At 70.1% G+C, this 17,009-nt stretch carries 17 protein-coding genes; 4 read left to right on the top strand and 13 right to left on the bottom strand.

Features of this window, described 5'->3' with window-relative positions; genetic code table 11:
• Positions 1 to 8: 8 nt before the first annotated feature.
• Together H0I76_RS09325 and H0I76_RS09320 are read right to left on the bottom strand one after the other, a co-directional pair.
• A complete protein-coding gene (locus tag H0I76_RS09325) occupies positions 9 to 917 on the bottom strand; it encodes a cell division protein FtsX (protein WP_200609598.1) in 909 nt (302 codons plus the stop codon).
• On the bottom strand, positions 917 to 1,594 hold the full coding sequence (locus tag H0I76_RS09320) for a cell division ATP-binding protein FtsE (protein ID WP_200609597.1): 678 nt from the start codon (positions 1,592 to 1,594) through the stop codon (positions 917 to 919). The genes H0I76_RS09325 and H0I76_RS09320 overlap by 1 nt, the downstream gene beginning before the upstream one ends.
• A 146-nt stretch (positions 1,595 to 1,740) precedes the next feature.
• Here H0I76_RS09320 and H0I76_RS09315 point away from each other — a divergent pair, with 146 nt between their 5' ends.
• Positions 1,741 to 3,063, top strand: coding sequence for a zinc-ribbon domain-containing protein (locus H0I76_RS09315; protein WP_200609596.1), 1,323 nt, complete (start codon positions 1,741 to 1,743; stop codon positions 3,061 to 3,063).
• 105 nt (positions 3,064 to 3,168) lie between these two features.
• Here the strand turns inward: H0I76_RS09315 and H0I76_RS09310 are convergent, their stop codons facing one another.
• The 4 genes from H0I76_RS09310 to argH all read right to left on the bottom strand — a co-directional run bounded on the left by H0I76_RS09310 (position 3,169) and on the right by argH (position 8,723).
• Positions 3,169 to 5,790, bottom strand: a complete 2,622-nt coding sequence (locus tag H0I76_RS09310; RefSeq protein WP_200609595.1) for a TIGR02302 family protein — start codon at positions 5,788 to 5,790, stop codon at positions 3,169 to 3,171.
• Between the two features lie 87 nt (positions 5,791 to 5,877).
• On the bottom strand, positions 5,878 to 7,146 hold the full coding sequence (lysA, locus tag H0I76_RS09305; RefSeq protein ID WP_200609594.1) for a diaminopimelate decarboxylase: 1,269 nt from the start codon (positions 7,144 to 7,146) through the stop codon (positions 5,878 to 5,880).
• A 45-nt stretch (positions 7,147 to 7,191) separates the two neighbouring features.
• Positions 7,192 to 7,326, bottom strand: coding sequence for a hypothetical protein (locus H0I76_RS19590; RefSeq protein WP_267913301.1), 135 nt, complete (start codon positions 7,324 to 7,326; stop codon positions 7,192 to 7,194).
• Complete coding sequence (argH, locus tag H0I76_RS09300) at positions 7,323 to 8,723, bottom strand: argininosuccinate lyase (RefSeq protein ID WP_200609688.1); 1,401 nt, start codon at positions 8,721 to 8,723, stop codon at positions 7,323 to 7,325. The genes H0I76_RS19590 and argH overlap by 4 nt, the downstream gene beginning before the upstream one ends.
• Before the next feature lie 60 nt (positions 8,724 to 8,783).
• Between argH and H0I76_RS09295 the strand changes: the two genes are divergently transcribed.
• Together H0I76_RS09295 and H0I76_RS09290 are read left to right on the top strand one after the other, a co-directional pair.
• Positions 8,784 to 9,473, top strand: a complete 690-nt coding sequence (locus tag H0I76_RS09295) for a TlpA disulfide reductase family protein (protein WP_200609593.1) — start codon at positions 8,784 to 8,786, stop codon at positions 9,471 to 9,473.
• The gene (locus H0I76_RS09290) at positions 9,470 to 9,955 is read left to right on the top strand and encodes a YbaK/EbsC family protein (protein ID WP_200609592.1); all 486 of its coding nucleotides are present in this window, start codon (positions 9,470 to 9,472) and stop codon (positions 9,953 to 9,955) included. The genes H0I76_RS09295 and H0I76_RS09290 overlap by 4 nt, the downstream gene beginning before the upstream one ends.
• A gap of 23 nt (positions 9,956 to 9,978) precedes the next feature.
• On the opposite strand, the gene H0I76_RS09285 is transcribed toward H0I76_RS09290, so the two are convergent.
• The 3 genes from H0I76_RS09285 to H0I76_RS09275 all read right to left on the bottom strand — a co-directional run bounded on the left by H0I76_RS09285 (position 9,979) and on the right by H0I76_RS09275 (position 12,266).
• Entirely contained in the window at positions 9,979 to 10,572 is a 594-nt protein-coding gene (locus H0I76_RS09285) for a cytochrome b (protein WP_200609591.1), read from the bottom strand.
• Positions 10,573 to 10,663: 91 nt separating this feature from the next.
• Positions 10,664 to 11,242, bottom strand: a complete 579-nt coding sequence (locus H0I76_RS09280) for a YceI family protein (protein ID WP_200609590.1) — start codon at positions 11,240 to 11,242, stop codon at positions 10,664 to 10,666.
• A gap of 148 nt (positions 11,243 to 11,390) precedes the next feature.
• Complete coding sequence (locus H0I76_RS09275) at positions 11,391 to 12,266, bottom strand: 3-hydroxybutyryl-CoA dehydrogenase (RefSeq protein WP_200609589.1); 876 nt, start codon at positions 12,264 to 12,266, stop codon at positions 11,391 to 11,393.
• Positions 12,267 to 12,497: 231 nt separating this feature from the next.
• Between H0I76_RS09275 and H0I76_RS09270 the strand changes: the two genes are divergently transcribed.
• On the top strand, positions 12,498 to 13,361 hold the full coding sequence (locus H0I76_RS09270; RefSeq protein ID WP_200609588.1) for an NYN domain-containing protein: 864 nt from the start codon (positions 12,498 to 12,500) through the stop codon (positions 13,359 to 13,361).
• A gap of 183 nt (positions 13,362 to 13,544) precedes the next feature.
• On the opposite strand, the gene H0I76_RS09265 is transcribed toward H0I76_RS09270, so the two are convergent.
• The 4 genes from H0I76_RS09265 to H0I76_RS09250 form a co-directional block, all read right to left on the bottom strand.
• Positions 13,545 to 14,474, bottom strand: coding sequence for an electron transfer flavoprotein subunit alpha/FixB family protein (locus H0I76_RS09265; RefSeq protein ID WP_200609587.1), 930 nt, complete (start codon positions 14,472 to 14,474; stop codon positions 13,545 to 13,547).
• 1 nt (position 14,475) lies between these two features.
• On the bottom strand, positions 14,476 to 15,237 hold the full coding sequence (locus H0I76_RS09260; protein WP_200609586.1) for an electron transfer flavoprotein subunit beta/FixA family protein: 762 nt from the start codon (positions 15,235 to 15,237) through the stop codon (positions 14,476 to 14,478).
• 274 nt (positions 15,238 to 15,511) lie between these two features.
• Positions 15,512 to 16,459: a lytic transglycosylase domain-containing protein gene (locus tag H0I76_RS09255; RefSeq protein WP_200609585.1), complete on the bottom strand. Its 948-nt coding sequence runs from the start codon at positions 16,457 to 16,459 to the stop codon at positions 15,512 to 15,514.
• Entirely contained in the window at positions 16,435 to 17,007 is a 573-nt protein-coding gene (locus tag H0I76_RS09250; protein WP_200609584.1) for a cob(I)yrinic acid a,c-diamide adenosyltransferase, read from the bottom strand. The genes H0I76_RS09255 and H0I76_RS09250 overlap by 25 nt, the downstream gene beginning before the upstream one ends.
• Positions 17,008 to 17,009: the final 2 nt, after the last annotated feature.

Below are 17,009 nucleotides of genomic sequence, written 5' to 3'. Positions count from 1 at the left end.
CGTGGGGCTCACTGCATCTCGCGCAAGGTGACGCGCAGGGTCGCGCGCGCCGCGCCCCAGCCGACGGCCACGAACCCCAGCGCGACCACGGCCGCGAGCGCCGCAAGACCCCCCGGCCCCGGCAGCAGGACCGGCGCCAGCGCCGTGCTCAGCCCGCCCACGGGCAGGGCCGCCAACGCGCCCGCACCCAGCGCCGCGCCGGCGATGGCGCCCAGCGCCGTGCGGCGCACGATGCGGCCGACGAAGGCGCGGGTGATGAAGGCGTCCTCGCCGCCGATCAGCCGGACGATGCGCACCAGCTCGGCATTGGCCGCGAGGCTCGCGCGCGCCGCCAGCGCCACCATGCCCGCAGCCGCCAGCACCACCAGCACGGTGCCGGCCAGCGCGATCCGGCGCACCTCTTCCGCCGCGCGCCCCAGCGGCGCACGCACGCCGGCATGGTCGTCATAGACCGCCCCCGGCGTAACCAGCCCGAGATTGGCCTCGAGCGCGGGGACGTCGGGACCGCTCCCCTCGATCCTCAGATCGACCAGCACCGGCAGGGGCAGGTCCGCGAGCCGCGCGCCGCGCCCGAGCCAGGGCTCGAGCAGGGCCGCCTGCTCGCCGGGATCGAGCGCCCGGGCCGAGGCGATCCCGGGCGTGGCCGACAGCTGGTCGATGACGCGCTCGAGCGTTGCCGCATCCGTGCTCGCCGGCAGGCGCAGGGTTGCGGCCTCGGCCAGATCGGCTTGCCAGTCCTCGGCCAGCCCGCCCGCCGCCAGGCCTGCCGCGATCGTCAGCAGTGCGAGGAAGGCCATCGCGCAGGCGGTCAGGGTCGTCAGCCAGGCCGACCATCCGCTGGGCGGCACGATCGGCGGGCCGCCATCGACATCCGCGACCAGCCCCAGCCGGACCGCCATGGCGCGCAGAGCCGCCATCACAGATCGCTCGCCGCTTGCATCAGCCGCCCCTCGCTCAGGCGCAGCGTCCGCGCCGAGACCAGCGACTTCGCCGCGCGGATGAGGCCTAGGTCATGGGTCGCCACCATCACCGTCTTGCCCAGCCGGTTGAGCTCGACCAGCAGGCGCAGGATGCGCATTCCCATCTCGGCGTCGATGTTGCCTGTGGGCTCGTCGGCGATGATCAGCTCGGGCGAGGTAATGACCGCGCGCGCGATCGCGGCGCGCTGCTTCTCGCCCGCCGACAGGGTGCGCGGCAGCGCATCTGCCCGCTCGGTCAGGCCGACCCACTGGACCAGCTCGATCACGTCGTCGCCATGGGTCGCCATCGGCTTGCCCTGCAGCCTCAGGGGCAAGGCGATGTTGTCCGAAACGCTCATGTGCTCGATCAGACGGAAGTCCTGGAAGACGACGCCGATGCGCCGCCGAAGCCGCGTGCGCTGCCGCGGATCCGCGGGCTGGATGTCCTCGCCGAACAGGCCGATGCGACCCGTGTCCGGCCGGTGCTCGAGGTGGAGAAGCTTGAGAAGCGTGGTTTTTCCGGCGCCTGACGGTCCGGTAAGGAAATGGAACGAGCCCGCCGGGACCTCGAGATCGAGTTCCTTCAGCGTCGTGCGGCCGTCATATCCAAAACTGATTTTCTCGAGCGAAATCACCGCCACGATCCCGTTGGCACGTCCGTGAGAACCAACACATTTGCAGAGGTTTGACAACTCATATTAAGATGGGGCCAAATCTGCTGGCTGCATTGCGTGCCCGCGGCTTCGGTCGGGGTGCTGATCTCCGAAGGGGGGAGCCCGAGGTGAGCGAGATCATTTGTCCGTCCTGCGAGGCGAAATACCGGGTGCCTGATTCGGCAATCGGGCCCGAGGGACGTCGCGTACATTGTTCCAAGTGCGGCGAAGTCTGGCTCGCCCGACCCGTGCCGCAAGCCGCACCCGTCCATGACACCGGGCCGCAGCGAAGCCTGCCCGACGCGGCGCCCAAACCCGAGCAGCCCGAGCCCGAATGGGCGCCGGAGCCCGAGGTGGCGCCAGAGCCCGAGGTGGCGGCGGCGCCCGAACCGACGCCCGAACCGACGCCGGAGCCAGCGCCAGAGCCCGAGGTGGCGGCCGCGCCTGAGCCCGCGCCCGAACCGACGCCGGAGCCAGAGCCCGAGTCCCAGCCCGAACCCGAGACGGTCGCCAAACAGGCAACCGAGCCCGAGACCGCGACGGAACCGGAGCCGGAGCCCGAGCCCGCGGCGGAGCCGGAACCCGCAGCCGAGCCGCTGCGCGCCACCGGGCCCAAGCCCGAGCGCAAGCCGACACCGCTCTTTGCCACCGCCTCTGCGGGCGCGCCTTCGGACGAGCTGGCCGCAGCTACGGCCGAACCCGAGAAGGCCGAGCAGCCCAAGGAAGATGACGAGCCGACCTGGCGGCGCATCCTCGCGGCCGAGCGCGCGGGCGGCGAGAAGCCCGATGCCGCGCCGGCGGCGCCGACGGTTGCGACCGGTGACGATGACAAGCCCGACGCCGGTGGCGACGACGAGCCTGGTGACGACGCGCGGTCCGAGCGCGACGCTCAGATGGCCGAGATCCGCCGCATGCTCGACGAGTTGCAGGGCCCCCGCGCCGCGGAAGGCGCCGCTGCCGCTGCCACCGCCGCCGCCGCGGCGTCGGCAGGTGCGGGCTTCGCCGCGGAACCGGCCGCGCCGCCCGCGCCCGAGCCGAGACCCGCGCCACGCAAGCCGGCGCCCGCGCCGGTGGTCGAGGACAGCTATCACGACCCGCTGCGCGAGAAGCTGCTGAAGCACGACAACAAGGCCAAGACCAGCCAGCGAGGCAACTACGACACCACGCGCCTGGCCAAGCGCCACGCACGGCGCCACCGCCGCCGCATGGTCGCCGAACACGAGCGCAACTCGTCAAGCGCCTTCTCGACCGGCCTGAGCCTCGTCGCGATGGTGGTCGGCGGCATGACGCTGATCTACGCCTTCAGCGCCGACATCGTCGCCCGGGTACCCGGCAGCGGACCGGCGATGGACGAATATGTCACCGTGATCGACGGCTGGCGTGCGAAGGCGTCCGAGGAATACGCGAAAGTTCGCGCCAAGGTCGACGAGGCGATCGAGGAAGCGCTCTGACGCAACCTCCCCCGGCTCCCCGGGGGAGCCGCGTTGGAGCTGAGCTCCCTCGCGCGCGTATGCGGGTGCGCACGCAAACGCCGCGCCTCGGGCCATTCGCCCCGATCAGAATCGATCGATCAGCCGGTCGAGATAATCGAGTTCGATCTGCGGGCGCATCGGCTCGCCCGCCCGTCGCCGCAGCTCTTCGAGCAGCTCGCGCGCCCGGTCGATCGCCGAGCGGTCCGGCACGCCGGTATCGCGTCCGTCGATCGCGCCATAACTGCCGGCCGGCCGGTCGAACGGGTCGGCCTCGCGATTGTCGGCGGCCTCGCCCCGGCCACGCCGTCCGGTGGTGTTCACGTCGCCCTGACCCTGCTGGCGCAGCGCCTCGGCCAACGCGCTTGCACCCTCGTTGAGCCGGTCGAGCGCCTCCATCTGGTCGTCGACCGCGGCGCCCGGCTCGCCGTCCTGCAGGTCGTCGCGCGCGTCGCCCATCGCCCGGCCGGCGTCCTCGAGCGCGCGCCGCAGCTCGTCGCCACCGGTGCCGCCGGGCACCCCGCGCGACAGCTCGTCCAGCAACTGGCGCAGCGCCTCCTGCTCGCCCGCGAGGCCCTGCTGGCCACGCCCGCCGTCGCGCTGGCCGCCGCCGGGCTCGCGGCCCTGGCCCTGCTCGCCCGAGCCGCGGCCGTCGCCGAACTGGCCCTCGCCCTCGCGCCCGCTCTCGCCCTGGCGCGGCTGCTGGCCGCCCTGCTGGTTCTGGCCGCTGCCCTCGCGCCGCTCGCGCCGGGCCTCGCCGAAAGTGCGGTCGGCGAGGTCGCGCTGGCGCTCGATCAGTTCCTGCAGCTGCTGCAGGGCCTGCTGGCCCTGGCTGCCCTGCTGCCCGGGCTGCATCCGCCCGGCCTGCAGGTTCTCGAGCATGCGCTGCAGCTGGCTCAGCATGTCGCGCGCCTGGTCGCGCAGGCCGCCCTCGGCGCGGCGCTGCAGCTCGTCGAGCATCTCGTCGAGGTCCTGCTGGGTCATCTCGTTGCCCTGCTGGCCCTGTTGCTGCTGCTGACTCGGGTCGAGCCCGTTCTCGAGCGCCTGGCGCACCATCTCCTCGAGATATTGCTGGATCGCCTCGCGCAGCTCCTCGATCGCCGCGGCGACCTGCTCATCGGTGCCGTTCTCCAGCGCGTCGCGCAGCCGCTCCTGCGCCTGGCGCAGCCGCTCGAGCGCATTGGCAAGGTCGCCGCCCTCGAGATCGAGCGCCGCGAGCCACAGGTATTCCATGACCGCCGGCGCTTCCGCGGCCAGCGTCTCGTCCACCATCGCCAGAGCCAGCCTGCGGATCGCCGCGTTCGTGCCAAGGAAGGCCGCGTATTTCTCCTCGAACACCTCGTCGGGCCGGCGCGTCACCGCCTGCAGCACGTCGAGCACCCGCCCGGCCTGGCCGAAGTCCAGTGCCAGCTCGCGGCGCTGCTCGACCAGGGCGCGCGCCAACGGATGGCGGAAGTTGCGCCCCGGCAGCATGATCCGGACCGGCCCGTAGGTGCCGACCTGGCCGGCCCCGTCCTCGGCATGGAGCGTCAATTCGACCGGGCCGCCGGCCCAGGGGTGCTCGCCGAAATCATGCATCGTCGAATCCGACACCTCGCGCGGATCGCCTGTGATCGGCAGCGGCAACGCGAAGGTGAGCGGCTCGAGCGAGACGCCGCGGTTCTCGGACATGCCGCCCGGCGGCACGATCTCGCCCCAGGCCGAGACGACGCCATAGTCGTCGCGCGCCGTAAAGAAAACCTCGAGCGCGCCGGTCAGCGCGGCGACCGGGGTCTGCGGCATCTCGATCTCGGGCGGCGTATCGGGCGTCACCACGATGTTCCACGAGGCAAGGGTCTCGCCGCCGCCCTCGATCTCGATGCGGCCCGAGCGCTCGAGCACGCCGCTCAGCTCGGACAGGCCCGCGCCGGGCGAGACGAAGCCCGCGGTCGTCATGCCGGCATCGCCGCCCAGCACCGGCGGCTCGTCGAGATCGGTCACCCTCAGCGTGATCTCGGTGCCCGCGGGAAGCACGAAATCGCCCCGGGGGGCGCCGTCGGTCGCAAGATAGACGGTCTTGAGGCCGGTATAGGCGGGCGGGGTCGCCCAGGCCTCGGCCATCGGGCCGCGGGCCGCGGCCGCGCCTTCGGACTGCGCCTTGGCCGCCGGCGGCGCCGAGAGCGAGGCGAGCCGGTCGGCCCAGCGCCCGTCCGCCGCCATGATCCCGGCCATCAGCATCACGGGCGCGGCCAGCCGGACCGCCCAGCGGTCATAGCGCGCAAGCCGCAGGTCGGGGGGCGCGGCCGCGAGGCGCTCGGCCGCGGCCTCGGCGCGGCGCTGATGCTCGAGCCAGACGGCCCGAGCCCGGTCGTCCCCGGCACCGGCCGCAAGCCGGTCCGCCAGCGTCGCCAGCGGCCGCTCGGGCGCGTCCGCGTCGAGCCGGGCCCGCGCCTCGGCCTCGCCGGGCGCGCGGAAGCGCCAGATCCCGTGCACCAGCGCGGCCGCCAGACCCAGGCCCATCGCCGCCAGCCCGGCCGTGTGCCACGGCGCCGGAAGGCGCTCGAAGAGCCCCAGCAGCACCAGCGCCACCGAGACCATCAGCGTCGAGGTGAAGGGCCAGAAGGCGCGCGCGAGCCGCTCGGCCGCCAGCGCACGGCGGCTCGCGGCAATCAGGCGCCGCAGCCGCAGGCTGGTCGCCCGTGTCCCGTCCCGGAAGGTGAATCGTGCCATCCGTGCCTTTCCGCCCGTCGCCGCGCCGGCGCTGCGGGCCGCTCGGGTCAGGCTAGCGGCACGGGGAGCACCTCTCAACCGCTCCGATCACCCGACCCAGGGGGGCAGCCTATCACGGGCCAGCATCTCGTCATATGTGGGTCGCGGCCGGACGACGGCAAATTCGGCGCCGTTCACGAGAACTTCAGGCACCAGCGGCCGGCTGTTGTATTCGGACGACATCACCGCGCCGTAAGCGCCGGCCGAGCGGAAGGCCACCATCTCGCCCGCCGCGACAGGGGGCAGGCTGCGCCCCTTCGCGAAGGTGTCACCCGATTCGCAGACCGGGCCGACCACGTCGACCGGGGTGAGCGGCGCACCCGGCGCGGGCTCGGTCAGCGGCACGATATCGTGCCAGGCATCGTACATCGCGGGCCGGATCAGGTCGTTCATCGCGGCGTCGAGGATCAGGAAATCCCGCCCCTCGCCCGACTTGCGGTAGATGCAGCGCGAGACCAGAACGCCGGCATTGCCCGCGATCAATCGACCGGGCTCGATCACCACCTGGCAGCCCAGGTCGCCCACCGTGCGCCGGATCAGCGCGCCATAGTCGAACGGCAGCGGCGGTGCCGCGTTCGAGGCCTGGTAGGGAATGCCGAGGCCGCCACCCAGATCCAGCCGGCGGATGTCGTGGCCCTCGGCGCGCAGGCGCCGGGTCAGCTCCGCGACCTTGGCAAACGCCGCCTCGAACGGCGCGAGGTCGGTCAGCTGGCTGCCGATATGGACGTCGACACCGATCACCTCGATGCCCGGCAGGGCGCCCGCGCGGGCGTAGAAGTCCGGCGCGCGGTCGATCGGCACGCCGAACTTGTTCTCGTAGCGCCCGGTCGAGATCTTGGCATGGGTCTTGGCGTCGACGTCCGGGTTCACCCGCAGCGCGATGCGCGCGGTCACGCCCATGGCCGACGCCACGGCCGACAGCGCCTCGAGCTCGGGCTCGCTCTCGATGTTGAAATGGGCGATGCCGGCGTCCAGCGCATGGCGCATCTCGGCCTCGGTCTTGCCGACGCCCGAGAACACGATCTTCCCCGGCTCGACGCCCGCCGCCAGCGCGCGGCGCAGCTCGCCCTCCGACACGACGTCAGCGCCCGCGCCCATGCGCGCCAGCGTCGCCACCACGCCCAGGTTCGAGTTGGCCTTCAGCGCATAGGCGATGACGTGATCCATGCCCGCCAGCGCCTCGTCGAAGACGCGGAAATGGCGCGCCAGCGTCGCCGTCGAGTAGACATAGACGGGCGTGCCCACGGCCTCGGCGATGCGCTCGAGCGGCACGTCCTCGGCATGGAGGCGCCCGCCGCGATAGGTGAAGTGATCCATGCGGTCTCCGGGGTAAGCGCGGGACGTGCGCGAACGGGTGCGCGGTCAGCTCGTGGACTGCTCGGTCTTCTCTTCCTTCGGCGGCGGCGGTTTGGGCATGTTCTTCCGCCCGCAGGCCGAGAGCGGCGCCGCAAGAACCGCTGCCGCGGCCACGACCATGACCAAGCGCGATAGCGTCATCCCAGCATCTCCTTCCACCGCGCGATCTGCTCGCGCACCCGGGCGGGCGCGGTGCCGCCATAGGACAGGCGCGAGGCGGTTGACGCCGCGGGGGTCAGCACCTCGAAGACCGCCCGCGTGATCCGCGGCTCGACCTCCTGCATCGCCGCAAGCTCGAGCCCCGAAAGGTCGACGCCCTGCGCCTCGGCCAGCGCCACGATCCGCCCGGTGACATGGTGGGCGTCGCGGAACGGCATGCCAAGCACCCGCACCAGCCAGTCGGCCAGGTCGGTCGCGGTCGAGAAGCCCGAGCCCGCCGCCGCGGCCAGCCGCTCGGGATCGGGCGCGAGGTCGCGGACCATCCCCTCCATCGCCGCGATCGCCAGGATCAGCGCCTCGGCGGCGTCGAACAGCGGCTCCTTGTCCTCCTGCATGTCCTTGGAATAGGTCAGCGGCAGGCCCTTCATCACCGTGGTCAGCGCCACCAGCGCGCCCATGATCCGGCCAACCTTGGCGCGGATCAGTTCGGCCGCGTCGGGGTTGCGCTTTTGCGGCATGATCGACGATCCGGTCGAGAACCGGTCCGACAGCCGCGCGAAGCGGAACTGGGCGGAAGACCAGATCACCAGCTCCTCGGCAAAGCGGCTCAGATGCATGGCGCAGATCGAGGCTGCCGACAGGAACTCGAGCGCGAAATCGCGGTCGGCCACGCTGTCCAGCGAGTTCGCCGTCGGCCGGTCGAAGCCCAGCGCGGCCGCCGTCGCGTGGCGGTCGATCGGGAACGAGGTGCCCGCCAGCGCCGCGGCGCCCAGCGGGCACTCGTTCATCCGCGCCCGCGCGTCGGCAAAGCGCGACCGGTCGCGCCCGAACATCTCGACATAGGCCATCATGTGATGGCCCCAGGTGACCGGCTGGGCCACCTGCAGATGGGTGAAGCCCGGCATCACGAGGTCGGCCCCCGCCTCGGCCTGCGCGATCAGCCCGCGGATCAGCGCAGCCAGCCCGGCATCCACCTGGTCGATGGTCTTGCGCACCCACAGCCGAAAATCGGTCGCCACTTGGTCGTTGCGCGAGCGCGCGGTGTGCAGCCGCCCGGCGGGCTCGCCGATGATCTCCTTGAGCCGCGCCTCGACATTCATGTGGATGTCCTCGAGCGCGCGCGAGAAGGTGAAGCGTCCCTTCCCGATCTCGTCGAGCACCTGCGCAAGGCCGCGGTCGATCTCGGCCGCGTCCGCCTGCGTGATGATCCCCTGCGCCGCCAGCATCGCCGCATGCGCGCGGCTGCCGGCGATATCCTCGGCCGCCATGCGCTTGTCGAAGCCGATCGAGGCGTTGATCTCCTCCATGATCGCCGCCGGTCCGGCCGCGAAGCGACCTCCCCACATTTTGTTCGATGTGTCGGTGGGCGCGGGCTTCATTCCCGCGACATTCGGCTTATCTTCGCTCATGGCTTCCCGCGCTGATCGGAGGATTAAGGCATGACATTTCCGAGACCTTTCGCCCTCGGGGTTGCGGCCATCCTATACGGCGCGATGGCGTTGACTGCAAACTCGGCGCGCGCCGGCACGCTCGATGCCTCCGAGCGCGCGGCGCTCGAGGCCATGCGCGCAGACGACATGCAGAAGCTCGTGTTCCACGACGCGCCCCGTCCGCGCATCGCCGAGGGCTTCGAGGACGGCGAGGGCCGCAGCCTCGGCCTCGCGGATTTCGCCGGCAAGGTGGTGGTGCTGAACCTGTGGGCCACCTGGTGCCCCCCCTGCCGGGCCGAGATGCCCTCGCTCGACCGTCTCGCGGCCAAGGTGGGCGGCGACGGGATCGCGGTGGTCGCGCTCTCGACCGATCGCGGCGGCGCGCCCAAGGTGCGTGCCTTCTTCGACGAGATCGGGGTGAAGAACCTGCGGATCTATACCGACAAGAGCAACCGCTTCGCCCGCCAGGCGGCGGTGATGGGCCTGCCGGTGACGCTGATCCTCGACCCGCAGGGGCGCGAGATCGCGCGGCTCACCGGCGATGCCCACTGGGACAGCGAGGCGGCGCTGGCCCTCCTGCGAGGCATCGCCGCGGCGACGCGCGACAGCGCGACGCGCGGTGCCTCGGGTGCGGCGCCCGAGGGCCATTCACAGCGGCTCGCACGGGCGGCCGCCGTATCTTCCGAGGTGATCCGATGAAGGACGAGGCCGTGCTGCCCCCGGCGGCCCAGCGGGTTCAGGCGGCACTCGCCGCACTGGGCAGCGACGCGCGCGTGCGCGAGATGCCGGGCTCGACCCGGACCGCGGCGGACGCCGCCGATGCCTGCGGCTGCGAGCTTGGCGCGATCGTGAAATCGCTGGTGTTCCGCGACGCCGCGACAGGTGCGCCGATCCTGGTGCTGACCTCGGGGACGAACCGCGTGCACGAGAAGCGGCTCGGCCGGCAGCTCGGGGTCAAGCTCGAGCGCGCCGACGCCGATTTCGCGCGCGAGGCCACGGGCTTCGCCATCGGCGGCGTGCCGCCGCTGGGCCACCCCGCGCCCCTGCGCACCGTGTTCGACCCCGCGCTTCACGCCTTCGAGACGGTCTGGGCTGCGGCCGGCACGCCCTTTGCGGTCTTTCCGATCGCGCCGGCCGACCTGCTGCGCTTCACTGGCGCCGAGGAGATCGACGTCACCTGAGGCGGGCGCAACCGCGCGCCGCTTCAGCGCCCCAGCAGCATCCTCATCAACACCCGGTCGCGGTCGACGACCTGGTGCTTGAGCGCTGCCAGCACATGCACCGCCAGCAGCACCGCCAGCCCGAAGGCGGCATAGGCATGCACCGCCCCGAAGGTTTCCGACAGCGCCTTGTCGCCCTTCGGATAGGGGTCGGGCATTTCGAACAGCCCGAAGACCATGTTCCTGATCTGCGGCATGTAGCCCCCCGCGTCGTTGAGCGGCGAGGAACTGGCCATCAGCCAGCCGCTCAGCGGCAGGGCGAATATCAGCGCGTAAAGTGCGAGATGCGCGCCCTCGGCAAGCAGGTTCTCGAGCGGCGTCGCCCCGGCCGGCGGCTCGGGCCGGCGGTTCGCAAGCCGCCAGCTGACGCGCACCAACGCCAGGACGAAGACGACGAAGCCCCAGCTCTTGTGGGTCTGCGTCAGCCCGGTGCGCGCCGCGATGCCGTCGACGGTCATCTCGATCGCGTTGACCATGTAGAAGCCGACGCCCAGCTGGAACAGGATGATGGCGGCGATCGACCAGTGCAGCAGCCTCGCCGGCCAGCCCCAGCCCTCGCGCGTGTTCCAAAGGGTCATCTCAGCCCTCCTGAGCGGAGCCGTCGGCCCCGGTGCGGCGCGCAGCCGGCGCGGACGAGACCGGCCGCGCAACAGCGCGGCCGGGAAGGGATCAGTTCGCGGGGCTCATCTCAAGGTCGATCCGGACCGGAATGACCGCGCTCACCGCCGGCGCGGCATAGTCCATGCCGAACTTGGTGCGGTCGATCTCGCCGGTCGCGGTGAAGCCCGCGATCGTCTTGCTGGGATCGAAGGGCGAGGGCCCCAGCTTGTTGAGCTTGGCCATGAAGGTGACCGGATGGCTCGCGCCCTTCATGGTCAGCGTGCCCGCCACGTCGGCGGTGTCGCTGCCCGTCGGGGTGACCGAGGTCGACTCGAACACGATCTCGGGGTTCTCGGCGGCGGCGAAGAAGTCGCCGGTCTTCAGATGATCATCACGCGGGCCCCAGCCCGTGTCGATGCTGTCGGCCATGACGACGAAGCGCAGGCGGGTATCCTCGACCTTCTCGGGGTCGAACTCGATCTGCGCGTCGAACTCGCGGAACTTGCCATGCACGGTCGAGAAACCGAGATGGTCCACCTGGAAGGTGATGCTCGCATGGCTCTTGTCGAGGACATGCGGCTCGGCGGCGGCGGGAAGAACGGCGCCGAGGGCGAAGGCCGCGGCGAGGGCAAGGCTCTGGAATTTCATGCTCTGTATCCGGTGTCGTTGGTCCAACTGCCGTCACTCATACCGGCACGCTGCCGGAATGCGCGCTCAACATAAGTGTGATGGCAGTTTTCTCCAGACGGATCACCGGAATTTAATATTGCCGAGACAGCAATAATCCGGCCCGAGCCTAGCGCGTCGGCACCGGCTTCTCGCCGCGGTAATCGTAGAAGCCCCGCTTGGTCTTGCGCCCCAGCCAGCCGGCCTCGACATATTTCACCAGCAGCGGACAGGGCCGGTACTTGGTGTCCGCCAGCCCGTCATGCAGCACGTTCATGATCGCGAGGCAGACATCGAGGCCGATGAAATCGGCAAGCTCGAGCGGGCCCATCGGGTGGTTGGTGCCCAGCTTCATCGCGGTGTCGATCGATTCGACCGTGCCCACCCCCTCGTAGAGCGTGTAGATCGCCTCGTTGATCATCGGCAGCAGGATGCGGTTGACGATGAAGGCGGGAAAATCCTCGGCATTCGCCGCCGTCTTGCCGATCTTCTCGACCACGCCCTTCAGAAGCTGGAAGGTCTCCTCGTCGGTGGCGATGCCGCGGATAAGCTCGACGAGCTGCATCACCGGCACGGGGTTCATGAAGTGGAAGCCCATGAAGCGCTCGGGCCGGTCGGTGGCCGAGGCGAGCCGGGTGATCGAGATCGACGAGGTGTTGGTCGTCAGGATGGTCTGCGGGCCCAGGTGCGGCCTGAGCTCGGCAAAGATCTTGTTCTTGATCCGCTCGTCCTCGGTCGCCGCCTCGATGATCAGGTCGAGCGGGCCCATGTCGGTCAGCACCTCGGCCACCTTGATGCGCGCCATCGCCGCCTTGGCCTCGGCCGGATCAAGCCGCTCCTTCGAGACCAGCCGCTCGTAGCCTTCCTCGATCTTCCCGAGCGCGGCCTGCACCTGCTCGGCATTGATGTCGAAAAGGCTGACCTCGTAGCCCGCCTGCGCAAAGACCTGGGCGATGCCTGCGCCCATCTGACCGGCGCCGACCACGCCAACCGTGCGGATCTCCATGATCCTGACCCCCGAATTCTTGTGCCGCACCTCTGATTGTGCGTTGCAGCGGACAAGTATGAGGTTCACACCGCCCGGCGCAAGCGCGTGTGACGGAAAATGGCGCATCCCGAGGCTTTTTTGCCAACCAAGTGTGCAGGCCACCGCCTCGCCATGTGACGAGGGTCGCCGGTTGACAGCATCGCCGCAGGCCGGCGAGATCGGAGCAGGAGATTTCCAGGAGATACATTCATGGCAACCGAAGCCGGGGCGCTGAGCCTCGCCGTTCTCATCGACGCAGACAACGCCAACCAAAAATACGCGAAGGCGATTTTCGACGAGATCGCAAAGCTGGGCGAAGCGAACGTCCGGCGCATCTACGGCGACTTCTCGGGCCAGCACCTCGCCGGCTGGAACGAGCCGGTGCAGGCGCTCGCGATCCTGCAGCATCAGCAGCGCAACAACATCAAGGGGAAGAACGCCTCGGATATCGCGCTCGTCATCGATGCGATGGACCTCATGCACAAGGGCAAGCTCGATGGCGTCTGCCTGGTCAGTTCCGACAGCGACTTTACCCGATTATCGCAGCGCCTGCGCGAGGAGGGGCTAAAGGTCTACGGCTTTGGGGAGCGCAAGACGCCGGTCGCCTTCCGCAACGCGTGCTCGCAGTTCATCTATGTCGAGAACCTGGTCGCCGACGCGGCCGACGACCCGCAAGCATCCGCCGAACCACCCCGCGCCGAGGCCGAGCGCATCGAAACGCGCCAGAGGCCCGCCCCCGTTTCGCCGGATCCCGGCGCAGGCTCACCCTCCGCGAAATCTGATCCGGCCACCGCCGTGCCCCCGACCGCATCGGCGAAGGAGCCCGCGTCGAAGGCCGTGCCGATCATCATGAAAGCCATGACCGGACTTGACGACGATGATGGCTGGGCAACGCTTTCCAGCGTCGGCAGCCAGATCACCAAGATCGCGCCGGATTTCGATACGCGCAGCTACGGTCAGACCAAGCTCAAGGATCTCGTCGAGAAAGGCGGCGGGTTCGACATGCGTCGGCACGAGGTCAAGGGGTGGCTCCTGCGGCCGAAGAACGCGAAGCGGAAGCCTAAATCGACCTGAATCCAGCGCGCCCGAATCCCGCCCTGACGCGGGCGCCGCACATGGCTTTCACGCAGACACCTCTACGCAAATCAATTATTTCAATAACTTGACGATGATTTCACGCGTGAAAATCTTGTCCGAAAAGGCGAAAGCCCGCGCCTTTCAGCGCGGGCTTTCGTGTTTCGGCCGGCAGCGCGGGGCTCAGCCCAGCGCCTTCTCCAGCTCGGGCAGCACGTCGAACAGGTCGCCCACCAGCCCGTAATCCGCCACCTGGAAGATCGGGGCCTCGTCGTCCTTGTTGATGGCGACGATGACCTTCGAGTCCTTCATGCCCGCGAGGTGCTGGATCGCGCCCGAGATGCCAACGGCGATGTAGAGGTCGGGGGCCACCACCTTGCCGGTCTGGCCGACCTGCCAGTCGTTGGGGGCGTAGCCCGAGTCCACCGCCGCGCGGCTGGCGCCGGTCGCGGCGCCCAGCTTGTCGGCCACCTTCTCGATCAGGGCGAAGTTTTCCTTCGAGCCCATGCCGCGGCCGCCCGAGATGACGATCTTGGCCGAGGTCAGCTCGGGCCGGTCGGACGACACCACCTTGTCCTCGACCCATTCCGACAGCGCGGGATTGGCACCCGTCGCGATGGTCTCGACCGCGACCGCGCCCTGCTCGCCGGCCGCGTCGAAGGTCGCGGTGCGGATCGTCATGACCTTGGTCGCGTCGGCCGACTTCACCGTCTGGATCGCATTGCCGGCATAGATCGGCCGCACGAAGGTGTCGGCGTCCACCACCTCCTGCACGTCCGAGAGCACCATGACATCGAGCAGCGCGGCCACGCGCGGCATGATGTTCTTGGCGTCGGTCGTGGCGGGCGCGACGACGTGGCTGTAGTCGCCCGCGAGGCTCGCGATCAGCGCCGCCGCCGGCTCGGCCAGGCGGTGGCCGTAGAGCGGATCCTCGGCGCAGAGCACCTTCTTGACGCCGGCGATCTTGGCCGCCGACTCGGCCGCGGCCGCCGCCTTGGCGCCGCAGCACAGCACGGTGATGTCGCCGAGGCCCGAGACCGCGGTCACGGCCTTGCCGGTCGCATCCAGCGACAGGACGCCATCGGTGATTTCAGCGAGAAGAAGAACAGCCATCTCAGATCACCCCTGCTTCGTTCTTCAGCTTTTCGACGAGCTCCGCGACCGAGCCCACCTTGACGCCGGCCTTGCGCGCCGGCGGCTCCTCGACCTTCAGGACCGCGAGGCGCGGGGACACGTCGACGCCGTAATCCGCGGGCGTCTTGGTGTCGAGCGGCTTCTTCTTGGCCTTCATGATGTTGGGCAGCGACGCGTAGCGCGGCTCGTTGAGGCGCAGGTCGACCGAGACGATCGCCGGCATCTTGACCTTGATCACCTGCAGCCCGCCATCGACCTCGCGGGTCACCTTGGCGCTGCCGTCCTCGATCTCGAGCTTCGAGGCGAAGGTCGCCTGGCTCCAGCCGAGCAGCGCGGCCAGCATCTGGCCGGTCGCGTTCATGTCGTTGTCGATCGCCTGCTTGCCGCAGAGCACGAGGCCGGGCTGCTCCTCGTCGATCACGGCCTTGAGGAGCTTCGCCACCGCCAGCGGCTCGATATCGGTTCCGACATCGTCGGCCGCCTCGATCAGGATGGCGCGGTCGGCGCCCATCGCGAGCGCGGTCCGCAGCGTCTCCTGCGCCTGCTTGACGCCGATCGAGACCGCGACGATCTCCTCGGCCTTGCCGGCTTCCTTGAGACGGATGGCCTCCTCGACGGCGATCTCGTCGAAGGGGTTCATCGACATCTTCACGTTGGCGAGATCGACGCCCGTGTTGTCCGCCTTCACACGGACCTTCACGTTGTAGTCGATCACGCGCTTTACGGGCACCAGCACCTTCATATGCGCTCTCTCCTCCAGGCGGCTCGGGGGGCGGGACCGCGCAGGGTCCACTCATCCTGTTCCTATCCGGCGCATCCCTTAGCGCACTCGCGACGGCAAACGTAGGAAAAAAGCGACGCGCATTGACGGGGAATCGCCAGAAACCCGTCTGACCTACGCCAGCCGCGAGGCCACGGGCAACCCGCGCAAAGGGGGGCGATCTGACGCAGGCGGCGATCCCCTCCCGCATGCCACCAGACATCGGCCGCGCGCCCGCACGGTCAGGCGAGGAGCCTCAGTTGCGGCGGACAAGACAGGGCGCCCCGGCCGCGCGCAGCCGCGCGCAAAGCTTTGCCGCCTCGGACCGCGTGTCGGCGCCAAGGCGGACCGACCAAATGCGGCGCGGCCCCGTCGCGGCCCGCGCCCGCACCAGCATCGGCATTCGCGTGCCGATGATCGACGCATAGCGCGCCTGCACGCGGGAAAAATGCCTCAGCGCGACCGAGCGCCGCAAATGCCCCGCAACCTGCACACCCCATGGCTGCCAGTCCGCCCCCTCGAACAGCGCGGCGCGCGTGGGGACAACCGGCAGCATCGCGCAGGCCTCGCGGAAGGAGCGTTCGGGATCGAGCGGGCGTGGCTCGAGCTCGCGTCCCGGCGTCCTGAACCACTCGGCCGGCCGGAAGGTGATCGACAGCACGTAGTCATGCGTCTCGGCTGGCAGGCCGGACCTCCGCGCGACGTAGCGGCCCACCCGATCCTCGCCTGCGTTGTAGGCTGCGGCGGCGAGGCCGAGATTGCCGAAGAGCACCTTGAGGTCCGACAGGTAGCGCGCCGATGCGGAGATCGCCTGTTGCGGGTCGAAGGGGTCGTCGAGTCCCCGCAGGCGGGCGGTCGCGGGCATGAACTGTGCAACGCCAAGCGCGCCCTTCGGACTGACCGCGCGCACATCGAAGCGGCTTTCCTTCCAGATCAGCCGGGCGAGGAACTCGGGCGGCAGATCGTGTTCATGCGCCGCATTCTCGATGGTGTGGCAAAGCCCTTCCGGGCTCTCGGGCGCGACGGAGGGGGCTGGCGGCGGCTCGGGCGGGCGGGCGGATGCCGCGAGCGGCGCGCCGATCATGGCCAGCGCGACAAGCCCCGCCAGCCTCGCCCATGCGCGCCGGGCGCGCGGAAGGCATCGCGAGACGCCCCCCGCGTCGGTGCGGCGCGCCGCGATCAGCGGTTCGCGCCGGGCACCCAAAGCACGTCGGCGCGCCCGTCATCATTGGCGATGCGCGATGCCACGAAGAACCAGTCCGACAGGCGGTTGAGATAGCGGATCGCCGACTCGTTGACCCCTTCGGTCGTCGCAAGCTCGACGGTAAGGCGCTCGGCCCTGCGGCAGACCGTGCGGCACATGTGCAGATGCGCCGACAGCGCCGATCCGCCCGGAAGCACGAAGCTCCGCAGGGGCTGAAGGCGGGTGTTCATCGCATCGATCTCGCGCTCAAGCCTCTCGACCTGCGCGGCCGCGACCCTCAGCGGCGGGTACTCGGCCTCGGCGTCGCGGTCCATGTTGGGCCGGCAGAGATCCGCGCCGAGGTCGAAGAGATCGTTCTGGATGCGCGCGAGGCTCACGTCCATCTCGCCCTCGGCATGAAGCCGCGCGAGACCCGCGACCGAGTTGAGCTCGTCGACCGTGCCGTAAGCCGCGACGCGCGCCGAATGCTTGGCCACGCGGCTGCCGTCACCAAGCGCCGTCTCGCCCGCGTCACCCGTCCGCGTGTAGATCCGGTTGAGCACCACCATCC

The sequence above is a fragment of the Thermohalobaculum xanthum genome (assembly GCF_016623495.1).
Classification (GTDB): Bacteria; Pseudomonadota; Alphaproteobacteria; order Rhodobacterales; family Rhodobacteraceae; genus Thermohalobaculum; species Thermohalobaculum xanthum.
The sequence above is the reverse complement of the archived record's forward strand: the minus strand, read 5'-3'. Positions and strand labels throughout refer to the sequence as shown.

Bases quoted from the DNA above. Each gene is read 5' to 3' on its own strand.
- H0I76_RS09265 (WP_200609587.1), bottom strand. From the start codon at position 14,474: ATGGCTGTTCTTCTTCTCGCTGAAATCACCGATGGCGTCCTGTCGCTG.
- H0I76_RS09260 (WP_200609586.1), bottom strand. From the start codon at position 15,237: ATGAAGGTGCTGGTGCCCGTAAAGCGCGTGATCGACTACAACGTGAAG.
- H0I76_RS09285 (WP_200609591.1), bottom strand. From the start codon at position 10,572: ATGACCCTTTGGAACACGCGCGAGGGCTGGGGCTGGCCGGCGAGGCTG.
- H0I76_RS09250 (WP_200609584.1), bottom strand. From the start codon at position 17,007: ATGGTGGTGCTCAACCGGATCTACACGCGGACGGGTGACGCGGGCGAG.
- H0I76_RS09295 (WP_200609593.1), top strand. From the start codon at position 8,784: ATGACATTTCCGAGACCTTTCGCCCTCGGGGTTGCGGCCATCCTATAC.
- H0I76_RS09270 (WP_200609588.1), top strand. From the start codon at position 12,498: ATGGCAACCGAAGCCGGGGCGCTGAGCCTCGCCGTTCTCATCGACGCA.
- H0I76_RS09280 (WP_200609590.1), bottom strand. From the start codon at position 11,242: ATGAAATTCCAGAGCCTTGCCCTCGCCGCGGCCTTCGCCCTCGGCGCC.
- H0I76_RS19590 (WP_267913301.1), bottom strand. From the start codon at position 7,326: ATGACGCTATCGCGCTTGGTCATGGTCGTGGCCGCGGCAGCGGTTCTT.
- argH (WP_200609688.1), bottom strand. From the start codon at position 8,723: ATGAAGCCCGCGCCCACCGACACATCGAACAAAATGTGGGGAGGTCGC.
- H0I76_RS09325 (WP_200609598.1), bottom strand. From the start codon at position 917: ATGGCGGCTCTGCGCGCCATGGCGGTCCGGCTGGGGCTGGTCGCGGAT.
- H0I76_RS09310 (WP_200609595.1), bottom strand. From the start codon at position 5,790: ATGGCACGATTCACCTTCCGGGACGGGACACGGGCGACCAGCCTGCGG.
- H0I76_RS09275 (WP_200609589.1), bottom strand. From the start codon at position 12,266: ATGGAGATCCGCACGGTTGGCGTGGTCGGCGCCGGTCAGATGGGCGCA.
- lysA (WP_200609594.1), bottom strand. From the start codon at position 7,146: ATGGATCACTTCACCTATCGCGGCGGGCGCCTCCATGCCGAGGACGTG.
- H0I76_RS09290 (WP_200609592.1), top strand. From the start codon at position 9,470: ATGAAGGACGAGGCCGTGCTGCCCCCGGCGGCCCAGCGGGTTCAGGCG.